Below are 19,383 nucleotides of genomic sequence, written 5' to 3'. Positions count from 1 at the left end.
CCAAAGCGTCGAGCGCACAGGCACAAAGCGACGCCAGCGCCGACGTGTTCAAAGCCCCCGAAGCCGCCGCCGAGTTGAGCAAAGCCACTGCGGCACTCACCGAAGCCCAGACCGCAGCCGAAAAAGCCAAGGCCGCCGGGGAAAAAGCCGAACGGGCTGCAACGGTGGAGGATATGGATAACGCTGTCGACGAGGCTGAACGTGCCGCTCAGGAGGCTAAAGACGCCGCGGATAAAGCGGCAGCAGCCCGCAAGGCTGCCGAGGATTTGGCCACACAACACCGCACCCATGCCCTGGCCAAGGCCCGAAAATACGAGCAAGACGCCAACGCGTCGAGCGCAGAGGCACAAAGCGACGCCAGCGCCGACGTGCTCAAAGCCCCCGAAGCCGCCGCCGAGCTGAGCAAAGCCACTGCGGCACTCACCGAAGCCCAGACCGCATCCAAAAAAGCCAAAGCCGCCAGGGAAAAAGCCGAACAGGCTACAACGGTGGAGGATATAGATAACGCTGTGGCCGAGGCTGAGCGTGCGGCTCAGGAGGCTAAAGACGCCGCGGATAAAGCGGCAGCAGCCCGCAAGGCTGCCGAGGATTTGGCCACACAACGCCGCACCCATGCCCTGGCCAAGGCCCGAAAATACGAGCAAGACGCCAACGCGTCGAGCGCAGAGGCACAAAGCGACGCCAGCGCCGACGTGCTCAAAGCCCCCGAAGCCGCCGCCGAGCTGAGCAAAGCCACTGCGGCGGCCACTGAAGCCCAGACCGCAGCCGAAAAAGCCAAGGCCGCCAGGGAAAAAGCCGAACAGGCTACAACGGTGGAGGATATGGATAACGCTGCGGACGAGGCTGAACGTGCGGCTCAAGAGGCTAAAGACGCGGCGAATAAAGCGGCAGCAGCCCGGATCGCCGCTGAGGACATCACCACGACAAAGAAAGTTCTGGCCGATGCGCTAGCGCACCGGGACAAGTCCAATACCAGGATTTATTTCAGAGACGGTGGCTGGACAACCGGCCATATCAATAGCGTGAGCGAAACCAGTATAACTTTCTATGACTACGGAAATAACAAGGACAAAACAGTAGAACTAAAGGACATCAAGAAAATTGGCGCTTGATCACAGCCAGCCCAACAATATACATCAAGGCGAAAACACGCACGCCGCAGACGCCTCATGTGATTGCACCACGCCGAGGGCGCGAGCAAGCTCTGTATGTTTACCCACAACGAGGAAGCCACAATGAGTCATTCACCAAACATCACACTTGAGCAATTAATCGAACTGATACATAAACACATAACAAATCTCAGCGACATCAGCGAGACAACAAAGATCGAGGAGCTCACGGTAGATACAAATCACTTTGCCCGCACCCTTAACTCAGAATTCGACGTTACTCTAACCGCGGACGACTTCCGGCCCCTTGAGACCGTTGATGATTTGTTAAAAATGCTAAATCGCAATTGATACCCCGTGCACTAGTCGGCCTTCGCGCTGAGCGGTTTACACAGCTCGAAGCCGACAGTGCACGAGGCTTGGCGACCGTCGGACCAACTCGTAGTCGGCGCTCTAGGTAACAAAGGTGCTTCAAGTCGTCAAGTATTGCCGATTTCTGCAAGGCTGATTTCGCGCATGCGAAACTTCTGCACCTTGCCCGTCACCGTCATCGGAAACTCATCCACCAAGCGGTAATACCTGGGCACCTTGAAATGCGCCATGCGCGCCTTGCACCAGCTGTGTAGCTCCTCAACCGTCGCCGTGTGCCCCGGATGCAGCTTGATCCAGGCCACCACCTCTTCCCCATACTTGCTGCACGGAATGCCGATCACCTGGGCATCGGCCACCGCCGGGTGGGTGTAGAAGAACTCTTCCAGCTCGCGCGGATAAATGTTCTCCCCTCCCCTGATGATCATGTCCTTGTTGCGCCCAACAATGCGTACATAGCCCTGCTCGTCCATCACCGCCAGGTCGCCGCTGTGCATCCAGCGCGCCGGGTCGATGGCATCGGCGCTGGCTTGGGGGTTGTCCCAGTAGCCGAGCATCACGCTGTAGCCGCGGGTACACAGCTCGCCGATCTGGCCACGGGGGACGATGCAGCCGTGCTCATCGATCAGCTTGGTTTCCAGCTGTGGCTGGGTGCGGCCGACAGTGGCCACGCGCAGTTCCAGTTCGTCGTCCGGGCCGGTTTGCAGCGACACCGGGCTGGTCTCGGTCATGCCGTAGGCGATTTGCACCTGGGCCATGTGCATCTGCTCGATCACCCGGCGCATCACCTCGATCGGGCAGGTGGCGCCGGCCATGATGCCGCTGCGCAAGCTTGAGAGGTCCAGTTGCTGGCGTGACGGGTGGTCGAGCATGGCGATGAACATGGTCGGCACGCCATAGAGAATGCTGGCGCGTTCTTCGGCCACCGCGCGCAGGGTCAGCTCGGGGTCGAAGGCGTCGTTGGGGTAGATCATGGTGCTGCCATGGGTGATGCAACCCAGGTTGGCCATGACCATGCCGAAGCAGTGGTACAGCGGCACCGGGATCACCATGCGGTCGTGCTCGGTCAGGGCGAGGCTTTCGCCGACCATCCAGCCATTGTTGAGGATGTTGTAGTGGCTGAGTGTCGCCCCTTTAGGCGCACCGGTGGTGCCGGAGGTGTACTGGATGTTTACCGGCTGGTCGAACTGCAAGCTCTGCTGGCGGGCCGTGTAGGCCTCGAGCGACGTCTGCCCTGCCCGCTCGGCAAGCGCCTGCCAGGGCAGGAAACCTTGCGGCGGCTGGGCGGCCAGGCTGATCACTCCGCGCAGCTGGGGCAGGCTTTCGCTGGCCAGTTCGCCCACGGCTGCCGTGGCCAGCTCGGGTACCAGCGCTTGCACCATGGCATGGTAATCGGAGGTCTTGAAGGCATCGGCGCAGACCAGCCAGCGGCAGCCGGACTGGCGCAGCACATAGTCCAACTCAGCAACGCGATAAGCCGGGTTGATGTTGACCAGAATCGCGCCGACCTTGGCGCTGGCCAGCTGCAGGACGCACCACTGGGCGCAGTTGGGCGCCCAGATGCCGACCCGATCGCCTGTGTTCACGCCCAGCGCCATCAAGGCGCGGGCTTGCACATCGACCTGTTCGGCCAACTGCTGCCAGGTGTAACGCACGTTCTGGTGGCGCACCACCAGCGCTTCGCGGCCGGCATGACGGGCCACGGTGGCTGCGAAGGCCTGGCCGATGGTCTGCTCGAGCAAGGGCCGGTCCTGGCGGCCGCGGGTGTAGCTGGGTTGATTCATGACTGTCCCTTCTTGTGGTTGTTCTGGGCATGACTGAAGCAAGCGACGAATACTCTGGCGCAGATTTACGTTAACGTAAAGGTCACGAGCAGATTGACAGTGAAGTGAGCCATGTTTACGTTAACGTAAAGGTTACAAGCAACGTGGAAGCGGGCTTGACCCGCGACAGCGATCCAATGGCATCCAGGGCCATACTGATCCTGATAAACGCCATCGCGGGGTTAAGCCCGCTCCCACGCTCAAAGCTCACTCAGGCCTAGCCAAGAACAAGAAGGTGCCCCACATGCATTACCCCTCCCTGAACTTCGCCCTGGGCGAAACCGTCGACATGCTGCGCGAACAGGTGCAGGCCTTCGTCGCGGCCGAACTGGCTCCACGCGCAGCGCAGATCGACCAGGACAACCTGTTCCCCGCCGATATGTGGCGCAAATTCGGCGACATGGGCCTGCTCGGCGTCACCGTGCCGGAAGAATACGGCGGTGCCGGCCTGGGCTACCTGGCCCACGTGGTGGCCATGGAAGAGATCAGCCGCGGTTCGGCCTCGGTGGCGCTGTCGTACGGCGCGCACTCCAACCTGTGCGTCAACCAGATCAACCGCAACGGCAGCCACGAGCAGAAGCAAAAATACCTGCCCAAGCTGATCAGCGGCGAGCACATCGGCGCCTTGGCCATGAGCGAACCCAACGCAGGCTCCGACGTGGTATCGATGAAGCTGCGCGCCGAAAAGCGCGGCGATCACTACCTGCTCAACGGCAGCAAGACCTGGATCACCAACGGCCCCGACGCCAACACCTACGTGATCTACGCCAAGACCGACCTGGACAAGGGCGCCCACGGCATCAGCGCATTCATCGTCGAGCGCGACTGGAAAGGTTTTACCCGCAGCAACAAGTTCGACAAGCTCGGCATGCGCGGCTCGAACACCTGCGAGCTGTTCTTCGATGACGTCCAGGTGCCCGAAGAAAATATCCTCGGCCAGCTCAACGGCGGCGTGCGCGTGCTAATGAGCGGGCTGGACTACGAGCGCGTGGTGCTCTCCGGTGGCCCGACCGGGATCATGCAAGCGTGCATGGACCTGGTGGTGCCATACATCCACGACCGCAAGCAGTTCGGCCAGAGCATCGGCGAGTTCCAGCTGATCCAGGGCAAGATCGCCGACATGTACACCCAGCTCAATGCCAGCCGCGCCTACCTGTATGCCGTGGCCCAGGCCTGCGACCGTGGCGAGACCACCCGCAAGGACGCCGCTGGGGTCATCCTCTACACCGCCGAGCGCGCCACGCAAATGGCCCTGGAGGCGATTCAGATTCTGGGGGGCAACGGCTACATCAACGAGTTCCCGGCGGGGCGTCTGCTGCGCGATGCCAAGCTGTACGAAATCGGCGCCGGCACCAGCGAGATTCGCCGGATGCTGATCGGCCGCGAACTGTTCAACGAAACCCGCTGAGCATAAGGAACTGGCGCCCATGGCTATCCTGCATACCCAGATCAACCCGCGCTCGGCAGAGTTCGCCGCCAATGGCGCGGCCATGCTCGAACAGGTCCAGGCCCTGCGCGGCCTGCTCGCCCACATCGCGCAGGGCGGCGGGCCCAAGGCCCAGGAGCGGCACACCTCGCGCGGCAAATTGCTGCCACGTGAGCGTATCGACCGCTTGCTGGATGCCGGCTCGGCGTTTCTTGAGGTCGGCCAATTGGCCGCCCATGAGGTGTACGGCGAAGACGTCCCCGCTGCCGGGGTGATCGCCGGCATCGGCCGGGTCGAAGGTGTCGAGTGCATGATCGTGGCCAACGACGCCACGGTCAAAGGCGGCTCGTACTACCCGCTGACGGTGAAAAAACACCTGCGCGCACAGACCATCGCCCTGCAGAACCGCCTGCCGTGCATCTACCTGGTGGATTCGGGCGGGGCCAACCTGCCGCGCCAGGATGAAGTATTCCCAGACCGTGAGCATTTCGGGCGGATCTTCTTCAATCAGGCCAACATGAGCGCCCTGGGCATTCCGCAAATCGCCGTGGTGATGGGCTCGTGCACCGCTGGCGGCGCTTATGTGCCGGCGATGGCCGACGAGGCGATCATGGTCCGCCAGCAGGCGACCATCTTCCTCGCCGGCCCGCCCTTGGTGAAGGCCGCTACGGGTGAAGTGGTCAGCGCTGAAGACCTGGGCGGCGCCGACGTGCACTGCCGCACCAGCGGCGTGGCCGACCACTATGCCGACAACGATGAGCACGCCCTGGCCCTGGCCCGGCGCAGCGTGGCCAACCTCAACTGGCACAAGCTGGGCAAGCTGCAGCGCCAGGCGCCAGTGGCGCCGCTGTATGCTGCCGATGAGCTGTACGGCGTGGTGCCAGCCGATGCCAAGCAGCCGTTCGATGTGCGTGAGGTGATTGCGCGGCTGGTCGACGGCTCGGTGTTCGATGAGTTCAAGGCGCTGTTCGGCACCACCCTGGTGTGCGGTTTTGCCCACCTGCACGGCTACCCGGTGGCGATCCTGGCCAACAACGGCATCCTGTTTGCCGAAGCTGCGCAAAAAGGCGCGCACTTCATCGAGCTGGCCTGCCAGCGCGGCATCCCCCTGCTGTTCCTGCAGAACATCACCGGCTTCATGGTCGGCAAGAAATACGAAGAAGGCGGCATCGCCAAGCACGGCGCCAAGCTGGTCACCGCGGTGGCCTGCGCCCAGGTGCCGAAGTTCACCGTGATCATCGGCGGCAGCTTTGGCGCGGGTAACTACGGCATGTGCGGGCGGGCCTACGACCCACGCTTCTTGTGGATGTGGCCCAATGCGCGGATTGGCGTGATGGGCGCCGAACAGGCCGCTGGGGTGCTGGCGCAGGTCAAGCGTGAGCAGAGCGAGCGCAGTGGCCAGGCCTTCAGCGCCGACGATGAGGCCAAGCTCAAGCAGCCGATCCTCGATCAGTACGAGCGCCAGGGCCACCCCTACTACTCCAGCGCCCGGCTGTGGGACGACGGCGTCATCGACCCGGCGCAAACCCGCGACGTGCTCGGCCTGGCGTTGTCTGCCGCGCTGAACGCGCCCATCGAACAGAGCCGCTTCGGCATATTCCGGATGTGACCCATGAGCGATTTCAGCACCCTTGAACTGATCAAGGACCCGCGCGGCTTCGCCACCCTGTGGCTGAACCGCGCCGACAAGAACAACGCCTTCAACGCGCAGATGATCCGCGAGCTGATCGTCGCCATCGACCAGCTCGGCGCCGACGCCAGCCTGCGTTTCGTGCTGCTGCGCGGCCGTGGCCGGCACTTCAGTGCCGGCGCGGATCTGGCCTGGATGCAGCAATCGGCGCAGCTGGACTTCAACACCAACCTGGACGACGCCCATGAACTGGGCGAGCTGATGTACAACCTGCACAACCTCAAGCTGCCGACTTTGGCGGTGGTGCAAGGCGCGGCCTTCGGCGGCGCACTGGGGCTGATCAGCTGCTGCGACATGGCCATTGGTGCCGAGGATACCCAGTTTTGCCTGTCCGAGGTGCGCATCGGCCTGGCGCCAGCGGTGATCAGCCCGTTCGTGGTCAAGGCCATCGGCGAGCGCGCCGCACGCCGCTACGCGCTCACCGCCGAACGCTTCAGCGGCCTGCGCGCCCGCGAGCTGGGCCTGCTGGCCGAGGCCTACCCTGGCGCCGAGCTTGAGCAGCAGGTCGAGGCCTGGGTCGACAACCTGTTGCTCAACAGCCCCCAGGCCCTGCGCGTTAGCAAGGAGTTGCTGCGTGAAGTCGGTCATGGCGAGCTGACCCCGGCCGTGCGCCGCTACTGTGAAAACAGCATCGCCCGTATCCGCGTCAGCCCCGAAGGCCAGGAGGGCCTACGCGCCTTTTTGGAAAAACGCCGCCCTGCCTGGCAAGACTTTGATAAGGAACCACGCCCATGAGCCAACCCACGCTGACCACCCTGCTGGTCGCCAACCGCGGTGAGATCGCCTGCCGGGTGATGCGCACGGCCAAGGCCATGGGCCTGACCACGGTCGCCGTGCACAGCGCCATCGACCGCGAAGCCCGGCATGCGCGTGAAGCCGATATTCGTATCGACCTGGGCGGCGCCAAGGCTGCCGAGAGCTATCTGGACATCGACAAGTTGCTGGCCGCCGCCAAGGCCAGTGGCGCCCAGGCGATTCACCCAGGGTACGGTTTCTTGTCGGAAAACGCAGGTTTCGCCCGCGCCATTGAACAGGCCGGGCTGATCTTCCTCGGCCCACCGGCCAGCGCCATCGACGCGATGGGCAGCAAGTCGGCGGCCAAGGCACTGATGGAAAACGCAGGCGTACCGCTGGTGCCGGGTTATCACGGTGAAGCGCAAGACCTGGAAACCTTCCGCGCCGCCGCCGAACGTATCGGCTATCCGGTACTGCTCAAGGCCAGCGCTGGCGGCGGTGGCAAGGGCATGAAAGTGGTCGAGGAAGAAAGCCAGTTGGCTGACGCCCTGGCCTCGGCCCAGCGTGAGGCGCAGTCGTCGTTTGGCGATTCACGGATGCTGGTGGAAAAGTACGTGCTCAAGCCCCGCCACGTGGAGATCCAGGTATTCGCCGACCAGCATGGCAACTGCCTGTACCTCAATGAGCGCGACTGTTCGATTCAGCGTCGCCACCAGAAAGTGGTCGAGGAAGCGCCAGCCCCAGGGCTCTCGCCCGAGTTGCGCCAGGCCATGGGCGAGGCCGCAGTGCGTGCCGCCCAGGCGATTGGTTACGTCGGCGCAGGCACCGTGGAGTTTTTGCTCGATGCCCGCGGCGAGTTCTTCTTCATGGAAATGAACACGCGCTTGCAGGTCGAGCACCCGGTGACCGAGGCGATTACCGGCCTGGACCTGGTCGCCTGGCAGATTCGTGTGGCGCGTGGCGAGGCGCTGCCGATCAGCCAGGCGCAGGTGCCGCTGATCGGTCATGCGATCGAGGTGCGTCTGTATGCTGAAGACCCGGCCAATGAGTTCCTGCCGGCCACGGGTACCCTCAGCCTGTACCGCGAATCGGCGCCTGGTGAAGGCCGGCGAGTCGATAGCGGCGTCAGCGAGGGCGACAGTGTGTCGCCGTTCTACGACCCCATGCTGGGCAAGCTGATTGCCTGGGGTGAAGATCGCGAACAGGCGCGGCTGCGCTTGCTGGCGATGCTCGATGAGTTCGCCATTGGCGGGGTGAAAACCAACATTGCTTTCTTGCGCAGAATCCTCGCGCATCCGGCGTTTGCCGCGGCAGAGCTGGATACGGGTTTCATTGCGCGTCATCAAGAGGTGTTGCTGCCGACTGCCAGCGAGCTGCCCGCCGCGTTCTGGCAGGCTGCTGCCGAGGCCTGGTTGCAGAGCACGCCTGCGCGGCTGCGCGCTGATGATCCAGGCTCGCCGTGGGCTGGACGGGAGGGTTTGCGGTTAGGCTTGCCAGCGCGTAGCAGTGTGCACCTGGTCAGTGCTGGGCAAGATCAAGCCGTGGCGCTGGAGCGCAGTGCGCCGTCCACTTTGCATCTTGAAGGCGAGCAGCTGTGCGAGGACCGCGATGGCCAGCGCCGCCGGCATCTGGCCATTCGCCGGTCAGGCACGCTGTATCTGCGCTGGGAGGGCGACATGCATGCCATTACCGCGTTCGACCCGATTGCCGAAGCTGAAGCCAGCCACAGTCACCAGGGCGGGCTCAGTGCGCCAATGAACGGCAGCATCGTGCGGGTGCTGGTCGAGCCTGGGCAGCTGGTCGAGGCCGGCACCGCGCTGGTGGTGCTGGAGGCGATGAAGATGGAGCACAGCATTCGCGCGCCCCAGGGCGGGACGGTGCAAGCGCTGTTCTGTCAGGAGGGGGATATGGTCAGTGAAGGGGCGGTGTTGGTCGAGTTGGCTGACTGATCGGAGATTTTGGGGCCGCGCTGCGGCCCTTCGCGGCGGTTCGGCGCCCCGACAAGCCCGCTCCCACAGAGAGCGCGCTGCACTTAGTTTCAACACAGTACCTGTGGGAGCGGGCTTGCCCGCGAAGGGCTGCGAAGCAGCCCCAAAATCCCAAACCTAAAAAATCCCGTGAACCCGCACCACCACGCCTAGAAACTCACACCCAGGTTCGCACAACACCGTCGGATAGCGCGTATTCAGCGGCCTGAGCAAGCGTTCCCCGCCCTCCTCGATCAACTGGCGCAGCACTGCTGATTTGCCCGGCTGGCGCGCGATCACCAGCTTGCCCGGCTGCGCCTCAAGCCCGGTATCCACCAGTATCAGCATGCCCTCGGGTACGCTCTTGCCGCTGGCGGCGTTCATCGAGTCGTTTTCCACCGGCAGCCAGTAGGCATTCCCCGCAGGCATGTAATCGGTCTGCTCTTGCAGCTCGCTTGCCGTCGGCAGCCCATCCTGCAGATCCGCCCAACTCAACACCGGAAAGCGAAAACTGGCATAGCGCAGCGCTTGCGCCGACAGCGGCTGCTCGGCAGCGTAACTGCCCTGCGCCTCGCGCACCAGATCACGCTCGACCACCATCGCCTGCGCCTCCAGGTACACCAGGCCCAGCACTTCAAGTTTCTCGTTGATGGTCTGCAAGGTCGGCCGGCGGGAACCGCGCAGCCAATGACCAACGCCGCCTTGGGTCATCTGCAGGCGCTCGGCCAGTTTGATCTGGCTGAGGTTGTGTTCGCGCTTGTAGCGCGTGAGAAAATCGATCCAGTTTTCCATGACCGGAACAATACGGGCTGTATTAATCTCATCAATACACATTGTGAATTATCTTCAAGGAGCTAATTAGTACAAATTGACCTATGCTCGGCATTCACTGTCCTTGAAAGGAAATCGAAGGTATCCAAATGAATCCGCAGAAAAACCAAGATACAGATCTCGACAGCGAAGCCGCACGCCGCGCCCTCGACTATTACCTCAACCCCACGCCACCGCGGCCGAACCTGGACAACAAGCTGTGGGCCCTGCAGCCAGGGGTTTCCAGCACCGAAGCCCACGACCACGCGCTGGCCCTGCTGCGCTGCGCCGCAGCCACCGCCCACGAAACCGCCATTCACCAAGACGGCATGACCCGTGAGATCACGCTGGCGTTGATGCACATGGTGAACATGGCCAGGGCCCTGCTGGAGCACAAACAGGCGGTTCAATCAGAAGGGAAATAAGGGAGAAACGTGACAGCCGGTTAACGGCAATGGCCCCGATTGCCGGGACCGAGGGAGTACATCGGTAAAATATTTTGCCGAATTAAACAAATATCATTTGACTGGCAAATGATAACGATTATTATTGCACTCAGCAGGTCGCGAGACCCGCTGGATAACCTGGAGCCCTTAGGTCGGACTCTCAGATTATCTCCTCATCAGGCTAATCACGGTTTTTGACCCGGCTTTTTGCCGGGTCTTTTTTTTGGCTCTTCAGGCTAATGAAGAAGGGTTACCGCTTGAATGGCCGCGATGATAGCAAAGGTGTATCAATTGGTGAATGGTTGTTACAGCGTTTTGCGCAAACAGCACTTGAGAATCAATCTCGTTAAGATTAAGCTGGCTGCGCATCAAGGAAGATGCCCCCACCCCTACCCTTGAGCAAGGAGCAATCCATGACCCGCCTGCTGCTGCCCCTTGAACACGCCCCGCATACTGCTGCAGCACTTGATGATGACGCCCTGCTGCATGCCCTCAAACGCCTGCCGCGCCGGGTGCAGCAAGTGTTTCTGCTCAACCGCCTCGATCAACTGGATTTTGCCGCTATCGCTGCCCGGCTCGATTTGCCCTTGCTCAGTATCGAGCGGCATATGAACCAAGTGTTGCAGGCCGCTCGCCCGCACGGCGATGGCTTGGCCGGTGTCGCCGGGCAATGGTATGTGCGCTTGCAAAGCCCGCAGGTGACCGCGTGCGAGCGGATTGATTTTCGCCGCTGGCTAGATGCAGCGCCCGAGCATCTTGAGGCGTTTCACCAGACCGAGCTGCGCTGGCGCAGCCTGCTCGGCCCAGCGCGGCAGTTAGGCCACGATGGCGGGTACCGGCAAGGCCGGGCGGCGTTGTCGTTGGGAGGCTGTTCGATTGCCATTGGGCTGGGCGTCGCAGCCCTGTTCGCCTTGGGTTTCTGGGCCTGATTTGTGTATCGATGAGACCGCTATCGCTGGGCAAGCCCGCTCCCACGTGCTGTTTCATTGAACACTGACAGCGTGGGAGCGGGCTTGCCCCGCGATAGCGACCTCACAGACACCACGCAACACTTTACCCGCACAACATTCGAACCAAGCGCCCCACCGAGGGGTGTACAGTAGCGTCACAACAAAAGCCACAGGAGTCTGGCAATGACCGTGACGCTGTCCCCCCTGCAGATCGACTGCGATTTCGATTCCGGCAACATTCAGGTGAAGGACGCCAGCGACCCCAGTCGGGTACACCTGGCCATCCGCCCTGACAGTCACAGCGACCACTTCCAGTGGTTCCACTTCAAGGTCGACGGCTTGACCCCGGGCCACACCCACCTCTTCAGCCTCGACAACGCCAGCCAGTCTTCCTACAAGAATGCCTGGGATGGCTATCAGGCAGTCGCCTCCTATGATCAGAAAAGCTGGTTCCGCGTGGCCAGCCAGTTCGATGGCCAGGCCCTGCTATTCGAATTGCAGGCTGAGCAGCCGCAGGCCTGGTTCGCCTACTTCGAACCTTATCCGCGCGCCCGCCACAATCAACTGATCGAACGTGCTCGCCAGCTCCCTGGCGTCGAGCTGTTGGCCAGCGGACGCAGCGTGCAGGGCCGCGATATCCCGCTGCTGCGCGCAGGCGATGGCGCGGCGGGCAAACGCAAGCTGTGGCTGATCGCCCAGCAGCACCCCGGCGAGCACATGGCCGAGTGGTTCATGGAGGGCGTGATCGATCGCCTTGAAGCCAACGATTCGAGCATCCAGGCGTTGCTCGCTGAGGCCGACCTGTACCTGATCCCTAACATGAACCCTGACGGCGCTTTCCTCGGCCACCTGCGTACCAACTTCAAGGGCAAGGATCTGAACCGCGCCTGGCAGGACGCCAGTGTCGAGCTCAGCCCCGAGGTGTTCTTCGCCCAATCGCAGATGAAGCTGTATGGCGTCGATGCCTTCATCGATGTACATGGCGATGAAGAAATCCCCCATGTGTTTACCGCAGCCTGTGAAGGTAACCCTGGGTACACGGCGCGGATCGAGAAGCTCGAGGAGCAGTTCCGCAGCACCCTGTGCAGCGTCACCAAGGATTTTCAGACCAAGCATGGCTACACCCGCGACCAGCCGGGTCAGGCCAATATGACCTTGGCCTGTAACGCGGTAGGCCAGATGTATGACTGCCTGTCGCTAACCCTGGAAATGCCGTTCAAGGACCATGACGATGCGCCCAATGCGCGTACCGGGTGGTCGGGTGAGCGTTCCAAGGCGTTGGCTGCGGCGGTGCTGCAAACCCTGGGGAAAATGGTCAGGGATTTGCGCTGACTGTACCGTCCTCATCGCGGGACAAGCCCGCTCCCAGGCATCTTTGCATGCGAAATGCACGTGGGAGCGGAGCACGCCCAGCCACCTCAGAACTGCACATCAAGGATCACACTGTCGGTGTAACTGGCCGCTGGCGGGGTTGCCTGGTCGGTGTACACCTTGGCGTTGTAGTTGAACACCTGGCTCCCCGTGCCAGTCCCCGCGCCGGGGTTCACATCCGCATCGCTACTGGCCCGCCGCGCACTGCTCAAGCTCCCCCAGCGGACACTGCCGGCACTCTTGAAGATGTCATAAGCCAGATAGTTGTTGGCCGCCGACTTCATCCGCCGCCGTCCATTGAGCACATTCTGCCCATCATCGAGCCCAACGGAGTAGTTGCTGCCTTTGGTGCAGGCAATATTGATGCTCTGGTTGACCGTACCAAACCCTGCCACCACCGGCGCGCTGGCAAAGCTGATATTAGGCGTGGTGATCTGGCAATCGTTGCTCACCGTCAGGCTGACGGTCAGCGTCTGCACGCCACTGCCGATGTCGCGCCCCAGGCAGATAGCGCCAATGCCAATGCCTGAGCAGTAGTTCCAGCTCCAGGCGATGTTCAGGGTTTCCTGATACAGCCCGGCGGCCACGTTGGCGCCAACCACCGTTCGAAAATACAGCGGCACCGACTTGGGCGTGGTGCCACTGAGCAGCCCCAACGCATCGATGATGCCCGCCGGGGCGAAATCGAACTGGGTACCGCGGGCGATTGGAAACGAGGTGGTGTTGTTGGCATAGATGGTATACGGGATCACATCGCCAGTAGGGCCCACCAGGCCGCTGCGACTGGAGGTAATGGTGGCGTAGAAGTGGTCGTTGCTGGTCAGCAGCGACAACAGCGAGCCGGTGCATTGCAGGCCGGCGTTGGTGCTGCTGGCCGTCTGCACCGTGCTGCGCACCAGGGTGGAATTGATGGTGCCAAAGGCGGCCGGCGCGGTCGCCACCGACGAGCACAAGGCCCAGGCCGGAGCGGCTGGCAGCAGCACGGCGCACAGCAGCGCGCTACGGCTGAAGGGGATCATTGGCACACCAGCGGGCCGATCAATGGAATGGGGCCCTGCCCTTCGGGCAGAGCGAATTCAACCTGGCACTGGCCGCCCTCCGCCACGTCGACCTGCAAGCGGTTGTGCGCCGAGAGGTTCTCCAGGTAGACCAAGCCATCCCAGCCCACCACCGCCTGGGCGCCGCTGTGTGCGTCGGTCACGCGGCTGCCAAGCTTGAGCACCTGCTGCTTGGCGTCGACCAGCACGATGCTCGCCGCCAGCACCTGCTTGAGCGGGAACTCCAGCAGATAGCCGCTGCCACGCCGCACCGCCACGCGCTGCTCGACCTGTGGCGCGAGGATGTCGGCGGGCAGCTCCATAGGGTCGATCTCGTACTTGCCGCGGTAATAACCGCTGCTGTACGGCACCAGCAAATGGCCTTTGCTATCGGTGCGTCCAATCACCTGGTTTTCATAGCGCACCGGCACGTCGGCATAACCGCTGGTGCTGACCACGACGAAGGCATCGTCGATGCGATTGGCGGCAAACACCCCGGCATCCATCCACACCAGCGAGCCACTGGCGTCGGCCCAGCGGGTCATCGAACCACTGCTGCCATAGGCCCCGGCCTGCAGTTGTACCGACTGCAAACGCCAGGTGACGTCGGCCTGGCGATAGGCCTCGCGGTCACCGTCGGCATAGCCCAGGTTAAAACCAACACCGCCTTCTACTGGCACGGCGCGGCTGTAGTTGACCCGCTGCAAGCGTTCGCCGTCCGTGCTGCGCTCCATGCTCAGGGCCAGGGTGCCGCGCAGGTCGAACGGAATCACCCACTGCGCCTGCACTGCCCACTGGCTGTCACCGACTTCGCGGTTGGCCGACAGGTACAGGCTGCTGTTGCCCCACAGCGGCTTGCTCCAACTGAGGTTGATCAGGCGGGTGCGTGAGCCGTCGCCGGCGCGCACGTCGAAGTAGCCCGCACCAAGGCTGCCATAGCTGTCCAGGTTCAGGCTCAGGGTGACCTGCTCGCTACGTTGCGACAGGCGCATGTAGGGGGTGTCGACCCGCGACAGGTCGGCATACTCGCCATGGCGTTGCAGGCGCTGGTAATTGAAGCCCAGCCGCTGGCTGTTGTACTGATAGCCCAGAGCGACCTGCTGGCCCTGCTCGCCTTCGAAACGGCTTTGCGCCACCGCGGCATTGAGCACGCCAAAGGTGCCCAGGCGCATGTTGCCGCCCAGGCCACCGAGCATCAGCGACTCGGCGCTTTCAAGGTGGCTTTCGAAGGTGAAATTATCGCTCAGGCCATGGCGCAGGCTGGCCGAGGCGACGCCTGGGCCGTAGCTGAAATCGCGCAGCGCATAGTCGCGACGCAGGCTACCGGCGGCCAGGGAGAAATCGCTCAAGCCCTTGGCCAGCAAACTGCTGGTGACGTAGAACGGCAAGGTGGTCGAAACCTGTCGGCCCAAGGCATCGGTGGTGACCACCACTGCCTCGCCGGCACCATTGATGAAGGGCACATTGGTCAGGGTGTACGGCCCAGGCTGCAGCTCGGTGGTGCTGGTCTTGTAGCCGTTGATGAACAGGTCCAGCGAGGTCGGCACCGCCGCTTCACCGGCAAAGGCCGGCAAGGGATAGGTGACCAGGTCGGGACGCGCGCCAAAGTCGCGCGACAGCTGCACACCGCCGACCCGCACCGAGCTGGTCCAGGGCAAGGCGCCGGTGATCACATCCCCGGCTTCGAATGTCAGCAGGCGCTGTTCATCGGTGTAGCGCCAGGTAGTGTCATAGCGCAAAAAGCCCTGGCGGCTATCGTCCTCAGGCGCCCCATTGAATGACTGACGCCACTGCCCGGTCGTGGCGAAGGTGCCCCAGCTGTCGAACAGGCGCAGCTCGTTCCAGGCCGCCAGGTAGGTGCCGCCTTCATCGGTGTCGTTCAGGTACAGGTCGTAGTTGAACAGTGCGCCGAAGCTGCTGCGCGCATCGCTGGCCGGGTACAGGTTGCGAGCGCCGACCTGCTGCCCTGGCAACCAGGCGGCGGGTACCTGCAGCAACAGCCGTTGGTTCTGGCTGTCGTAGTCGCTGTGCAGCGCCGCAACGCTATCCAGCGCGATTTCGCCCTGCGGTGTACCCGGCAGGCTGATGCCCGCGGCACTGAGCGCCGCACTGTCGATGAACAAACGCCCGGCACGCTGTTGCACGGGCACCAACTCAGCCTTGGGCATCTGGTTCACCAACAGGTCGAGGTACAGCGTGGCGTCGGCAATGGCGGCGGTTTCGCTGGGCGGCGGCGGCAGCTCGTTGGCCACGCCAAGGCCAGACCCCATCAGCAACAGGCCTAAGCACACGCGGCATGTCGCCTGCGACACGCATTTCACACACGGCTTCCAGCCATTGTCGGGTCCTCCATGGCCCCTGACGTCGTTTCACGATTGCTTCAACGGCCCTGGCTGATCGCCTGGGCCGCATCCTGTCCATTGACCCGGCCCTTGAGCACACTGGCGGCACTCGGCGCGCTCGGTGCCGGCCAGCGCATGCTGGCGCCGGGCAACACATAGCCGAGCAGGCCTTCGACCACAGGTGTATCCCGGCCGCCCTGCTGCAATACCACATCAGTCAGGCGCGCATGCACCGGGCCTGTGTTGCGCAGCTCAAGGTAGGGCTTGCCTTGCACGCTGACCGGGCGCCAGCTCAGTTGCGGCTTGCCGACGCCCTCGGCGCTGCGCTTGCCTTCAGGGTCGGGCTTGCCCCACAAGCCTTCGCCGTAGACGAACAGCGGCACCGAATAGCGCATTTGCAGGCGGATCGCCGCCAGGGTGCCTTCGCTAGGCGCATCGGCCGGCAGCGGCGAGGGGATTTCATCGATGATGATCCGGTAGGCCTGCTCCTGGCCGGCCGGTGAAGTGCCGGTACGGGTCAGGCGGATCAGCTGTTTTTGCCCTGGCGCGATATTGGCCACCGGCGGGCTGCCGATGATCTCGCGCTGGGCCTGGAACTGCTCCTGGTACTCGCCCTGGCGCCAGGCGAAGACCCGCACCTGCAAGCTGGCCGGCGCCGTGCCGCGGTTTTCCAGCCACAGTGCGCCGGCCTTCTGGTCAGCTTCGAGCACCGGGTCGATCGGCCAGATCAGCACCGAGGTGGCGGCCCCTGCTGGCACACTGGCCAGCAGCAGCAAACCGATCAATGTTCGCGCCCATTTTGCGCCTGCCCCCATGCTGCTCTCCTTCGCTGGTTGTGATTGATCCGGGCCTCACCAGGTCACCGTCACCTGCAACACATCGGTGTAGGTCCCGGCGGGCAGCGTGCCGCTCAACTGGGTGCGCCCGTACACCGGCAGCTTGATTGCCGTCGGGTCGCTGTAGCTCACGCTCACGCTTTGGCCAATCGCCAGGGCCTGGCTCAGGGCAGCGTCGCGATAGAGCTGGTAGGCGAGCAACTGGCTGCCGCCATTGCGTTTGAGGTTGCGGCTGCCGCTGGCGCTGTTCTGGCCGCCATCCAGGCTCATGCTCAGGGCCACCCCCGGGGTGCACTGGAAGGTCACAGTGGTGCCACCCAACGAGGTGCTCAGGGTGGCCGTGGACAGCGCCGATTGGCTGCCGAAATTCAGCACGCCATAGTTGCTCACCCCGCCCACCACCAGGCAGCCGGCGACAATCTGCGCGCTGACCTGGAAGGTGCTGCTGGTCACCGCCCCCAGCGGCAAGGCCAACAGCAGGCCGAGGGCGCCGACGCCACTGCGCAGCCAGGCGCTCATGGCTCAGAACGTCAGCTCGACTGCCACCGTGTCGGTATAGGTGCCTGCCGGCAGCCCGGCCTTGCCACGCGCCTGGCCATACAGGTTGACGGTCTGCGCCACGCCCGTGCTGGTCGGCAAGGTGATGGTGCCGTCGATGGCCAGCACCTGGGTGTGGCCGGCATCGGTGTAGAAGTCGTAGGGCACGAAGTTGCCGCTGCCATCGGCCAGGGCGCGAGTGCCACCGGTCGACTGGCCGTCATGAGCGCCAGCGCGCACGCGGATCGAAGGCACCGTGCCATTGGAGCAGAGAATGCTCATGGCGCCACCGCCCGGGCCGAGAACCTGGGCATTGGCAGTACCGAACAAGGCGTCCTGGGTACCGAAGTTGAGGCTACCGAAGTTCAGCCCCGAGGTGCCGGCGCTGCCGTTGACCTGGCAGGCGGCGGTCAGGGTCAGGGTCGAGTTGATCGTGCCGGTGACAGTCGCGGCCTGGGCCTGGGACGCCAAGGCCAGACCGAGGCCAGCGAGGATGAAGCAAGTGACATGAGTACGCATCGGAATCTCCTTGGGTGTTACCAGTCCAGGGTCACGCTGAGGGTGTCGCGGTACAGGCCTGCGGGCAGTGCGCGCGGTTGCGCGACCACCACGCCGTAGATCGGGATGGGGATCTGTCGGGTGCTGCTGATGGTGAAGGTGCGCGCCTGGCCGACCCCATAACGGTTATTGCCATTGGGGTCGACGGCCAGTTGATAGGGGATCAGTTCGCGACCATTACTCAAGCGGCGCACGCCATCGCCGCCATTCTGGCCGCCATTGATACGCACGCTGAAAGCGCGCACCGACGGCGTGCAACTGATCTGCAACCCGCCCTCACCGCCCGCCTCGTCGACCCGGCCTTGCAGGGGCTGGTCCCAGCTTGGCCCGCGGGCGCCGAAATCCATCACACCGGGGTTACCCAAGGTGGCCGGTTGCTGCGGGTCGCTGCTGATCTGGCAGGCCGCACTGATCACCAGGCGCGCCTCGATAAACCCGGTGGTGGTGCCGTGCACCACTGCGCTGGGCAGCAGCAGCGGGCCGAGGGTCAGCAGCAAGAACGAGGTGCGGTTCATCGGGCGGCGTCCTTGTCCATGGCCAGATCCCTACCAGGTGAGCGTGACTTTGAGCAGGTCGGCGTACAGGCCTGGGCGTGGTACCCAGGCCAGTCGGTCGATCCGCGCGTAGAGCGGAAGTTGCGCCGAACCGCTGTCCGGCACCCGCGCCGCGTGCGCCACACCGACGCTCAGCGGTTGGCGCCAGGCGGCATCGCGGTAAAGGCGGTAAGGAATGGGCTTGGCCTGGCGGTCGTCGCTGGCCAGGAAACGCAGCTCGCCAACGCCGCCATGCTGGCCGCCGTCGACGCGGATCTGATAAGGCGTATCAGGGTTGCACTCCAGCCGCGGTGGGCGCTGGCTGAGCAGCACGCCGGACAATGGCGCGCCCGGCCCGTCCAGCCGCGCAACCGCGCCCAGGTCGATGCGACCCAGCGCTTGGGCGCCAGCTTCGCGCTGCTGGTTGACCAGCATGCAGCCGCGCTGCACCTGGACCCGCACTTCGAGCAAAAAGTCCGCCGCCAGGGTGCTCGCGCTTAACAGCAGGCCCGACAACACGGCCAGAAAGCGTCTCGTCACCTCGATATTCCTGTCTGTAGGTACTGAGCTTGAGGGTAGCAGCCAGGGGAGATAGCGCCGGGCTTGGCGACCCCTTCCTTGGCATTAATAACAAGGGCTTAGCGCAGGTTTGGACGGGGCTGGCGGCCTCATCGCGGGCGAGGCTACGCATACCGGGGCGCGATCTATCATTGTGAAAGAATTTTCTGACACAGCGGCAGAACCCCTGAACTTATCAGCCCTCAAATGGCCATATGCCGGCAAAGCAGACGACATTCTGATACCGTGCATGTGAAACATCCTGTGTCATGCGCATTCCGCC

The 19,383-nt window shown here is 63.4% G+C and carries 16 protein-coding genes and 1 pseudogene; 8 read left to right on the top strand and 9 right to left on the bottom strand.

What is annotated here, in order from left to right; all coding sequences use genetic code 11:
- Window positions 1–1,112, top strand: a pseudogene (locus tag OIU19_RS02495) (hypothetical protein); the annotation flags it as partial.
- A gap of 479 nt (window positions 1,113–1,591) precedes the next feature.
- Here the strand turns inward: OIU19_RS02495 and OIU19_RS02490 are convergent.
- Window positions 1,592–3,265, bottom strand: a complete 1,674-nt coding sequence (locus OIU19_RS02490; protein WP_264233111.1) for an AMP-binding protein — start codon at window positions 3,263–3,265, stop codon at window positions 1,592–1,594.
- A gap of 283 nt (window positions 3,266–3,548) precedes the next feature.
- On the opposite strand from OIU19_RS02490, the gene OIU19_RS02485 reads away from it, so the two are divergent.
- From OIU19_RS02485 to OIU19_RS02470, 4 genes are read left to right on the top strand one after another with little or no spacing between them, the layout of a single operon-like run.
- A complete protein-coding gene (locus OIU19_RS02485) occupies window positions 3,549–4,712 on the top strand; it encodes an isovaleryl-CoA dehydrogenase (protein WP_264233110.1) in 1,164 nt (387 codons plus the stop codon).
- 19 nt (window positions 4,713–4,731) lie between these two features.
- On the top strand, window positions 4,732–6,339 hold the full coding sequence (locus OIU19_RS02480) for a carboxyl transferase domain-containing protein (RefSeq protein WP_186554842.1): 1,608 nt from the start codon (window positions 4,732–4,734) through the stop codon (window positions 6,337–6,339).
- Between the two features lie 3 nt (window positions 6,340–6,342).
- A complete protein-coding gene (locus OIU19_RS02475) occupies window positions 6,343–7,155 on the top strand; it encodes a gamma-carboxygeranoyl-CoA hydratase (RefSeq protein WP_264233109.1) in 813 nt (270 codons plus the stop codon).
- Window positions 7,152–9,104, top strand: a complete 1,953-nt coding sequence (locus OIU19_RS02470) for an acetyl/propionyl/methylcrotonyl-CoA carboxylase subunit alpha (protein ID WP_264233108.1) — start codon at window positions 7,152–7,154, stop codon at window positions 9,102–9,104. The genes OIU19_RS02475 and OIU19_RS02470 overlap by 4 nt, the downstream gene beginning before the upstream one ends.
- Window positions 9,105–9,260: 156 nt before the next feature.
- On the opposite strand, the gene OIU19_RS02465 is transcribed toward OIU19_RS02470, so the two are convergent.
- The gene (locus tag OIU19_RS02465) at window positions 9,261–9,914 is read right to left on the bottom strand and encodes a LexA family transcriptional regulator (RefSeq protein WP_264233107.1); all 654 of its coding nucleotides are present in this window, start codon (window positions 9,912–9,914) and stop codon (window positions 9,261–9,263) included.
- A 128-nt stretch (window positions 9,915–10,042) separates the two neighbouring features.
- On the opposite strand from OIU19_RS02465, the gene OIU19_RS02460 reads away from it, so the two are divergent.
- The 3 genes from OIU19_RS02460 (at window position 10,043) to OIU19_RS02450 (ending at window position 12,660) form a co-directional block, all read left to right on the top strand.
- Entirely contained in the window at window positions 10,043–10,357 is a 315-nt protein-coding gene (locus OIU19_RS02460; RefSeq protein ID WP_264233106.1) for a DUF6124 family protein, read from the top strand.
- Between the two features lie 434 nt (window positions 10,358–10,791).
- Window positions 10,792–11,307: a DUF4880 domain-containing protein gene (locus OIU19_RS02455; RefSeq protein ID WP_264233105.1), complete on the top strand. Its 516-nt coding sequence runs from the start codon at window positions 10,792–10,794 to the stop codon at window positions 11,305–11,307.
- 204 nt (window positions 11,308–11,511) lie between these two features.
- Window positions 11,512–12,660, top strand: coding sequence for a M14-type cytosolic carboxypeptidase (locus OIU19_RS02450; RefSeq protein WP_264233104.1), 1,149 nt, complete (start codon window positions 11,512–11,514; stop codon window positions 12,658–12,660).
- A gap of 86 nt (window positions 12,661–12,746) precedes the next feature.
- On the opposite strand, the gene OIU19_RS02445 is transcribed toward OIU19_RS02450, so the two are convergent.
- The 7 genes from OIU19_RS02445 to OIU19_RS02415 form a co-directional block, all read right to left on the bottom strand.
- Complete coding sequence (locus OIU19_RS02445) at window positions 12,747–13,718, bottom strand: spore coat U domain-containing protein (RefSeq protein WP_264233103.1); 972 nt, start codon at window positions 13,716–13,718, stop codon at window positions 12,747–12,749.
- Entirely contained in the window at window positions 13,715–16,006 is a 2,292-nt protein-coding gene (locus OIU19_RS02440; RefSeq protein WP_264233113.1) for a fimbria/pilus outer membrane usher protein, read from the bottom strand. The genes OIU19_RS02445 and OIU19_RS02440 overlap by 4 nt, the downstream gene beginning before the upstream one ends.
- A gap of 110 nt (window positions 16,007–16,116) precedes the next feature.
- Window positions 16,117–16,893, bottom strand: a complete 777-nt coding sequence (locus tag OIU19_RS02435) for a molecular chaperone (protein ID WP_264233102.1) — start codon at window positions 16,891–16,893, stop codon at window positions 16,117–16,119.
- Between the two features lie 36 nt (window positions 16,894–16,929).
- Window positions 16,930–17,433, bottom strand: a complete 504-nt coding sequence (locus OIU19_RS02430) for a spore coat U domain-containing protein (protein ID WP_264233101.1) — start codon at window positions 17,431–17,433, stop codon at window positions 16,930–16,932.
- A gap of 3 nt (window positions 17,434–17,436) precedes the next feature.
- On the bottom strand, window positions 17,437–17,970 hold the full coding sequence (locus OIU19_RS02425; RefSeq protein ID WP_264233100.1) for a spore coat U domain-containing protein: 534 nt from the start codon (window positions 17,968–17,970) through the stop codon (window positions 17,437–17,439).
- 17 nt (window positions 17,971–17,987) lie between these two features.
- Window positions 17,988–18,524 carry a spore coat U domain-containing protein gene (locus OIU19_RS02420; RefSeq protein ID WP_264233099.1) on the bottom strand — a complete coding sequence of 179 codons (537 nt, stop codon included), beginning with the start codon at window positions 18,522–18,524 and terminating at the stop codon, window positions 17,988–17,990.
- A gap of 30 nt (window positions 18,525–18,554) precedes the next feature.
- Window positions 18,555–19,082, bottom strand: coding sequence for a spore coat U domain-containing protein (locus tag OIU19_RS02415; RefSeq protein WP_264233098.1), 528 nt, complete (start codon window positions 19,080–19,082; stop codon window positions 18,555–18,557).
- Window positions 19,083–19,383 lie beyond the last annotated feature (301 nt).

The sequence above is a fragment of the Pseudomonas sp. BT-42-2 genome, assembly GCF_025847435.2.
Taxonomy (GTDB): Bacteria; Pseudomonadota; Gammaproteobacteria; order Pseudomonadales; family Pseudomonadaceae; genus Aquipseudomonas; species Aquipseudomonas urmiensis.
The sequence above is the reverse complement of the archived record's forward strand: the minus strand, read 5'-3'. Positions and strand labels throughout refer to the sequence as shown.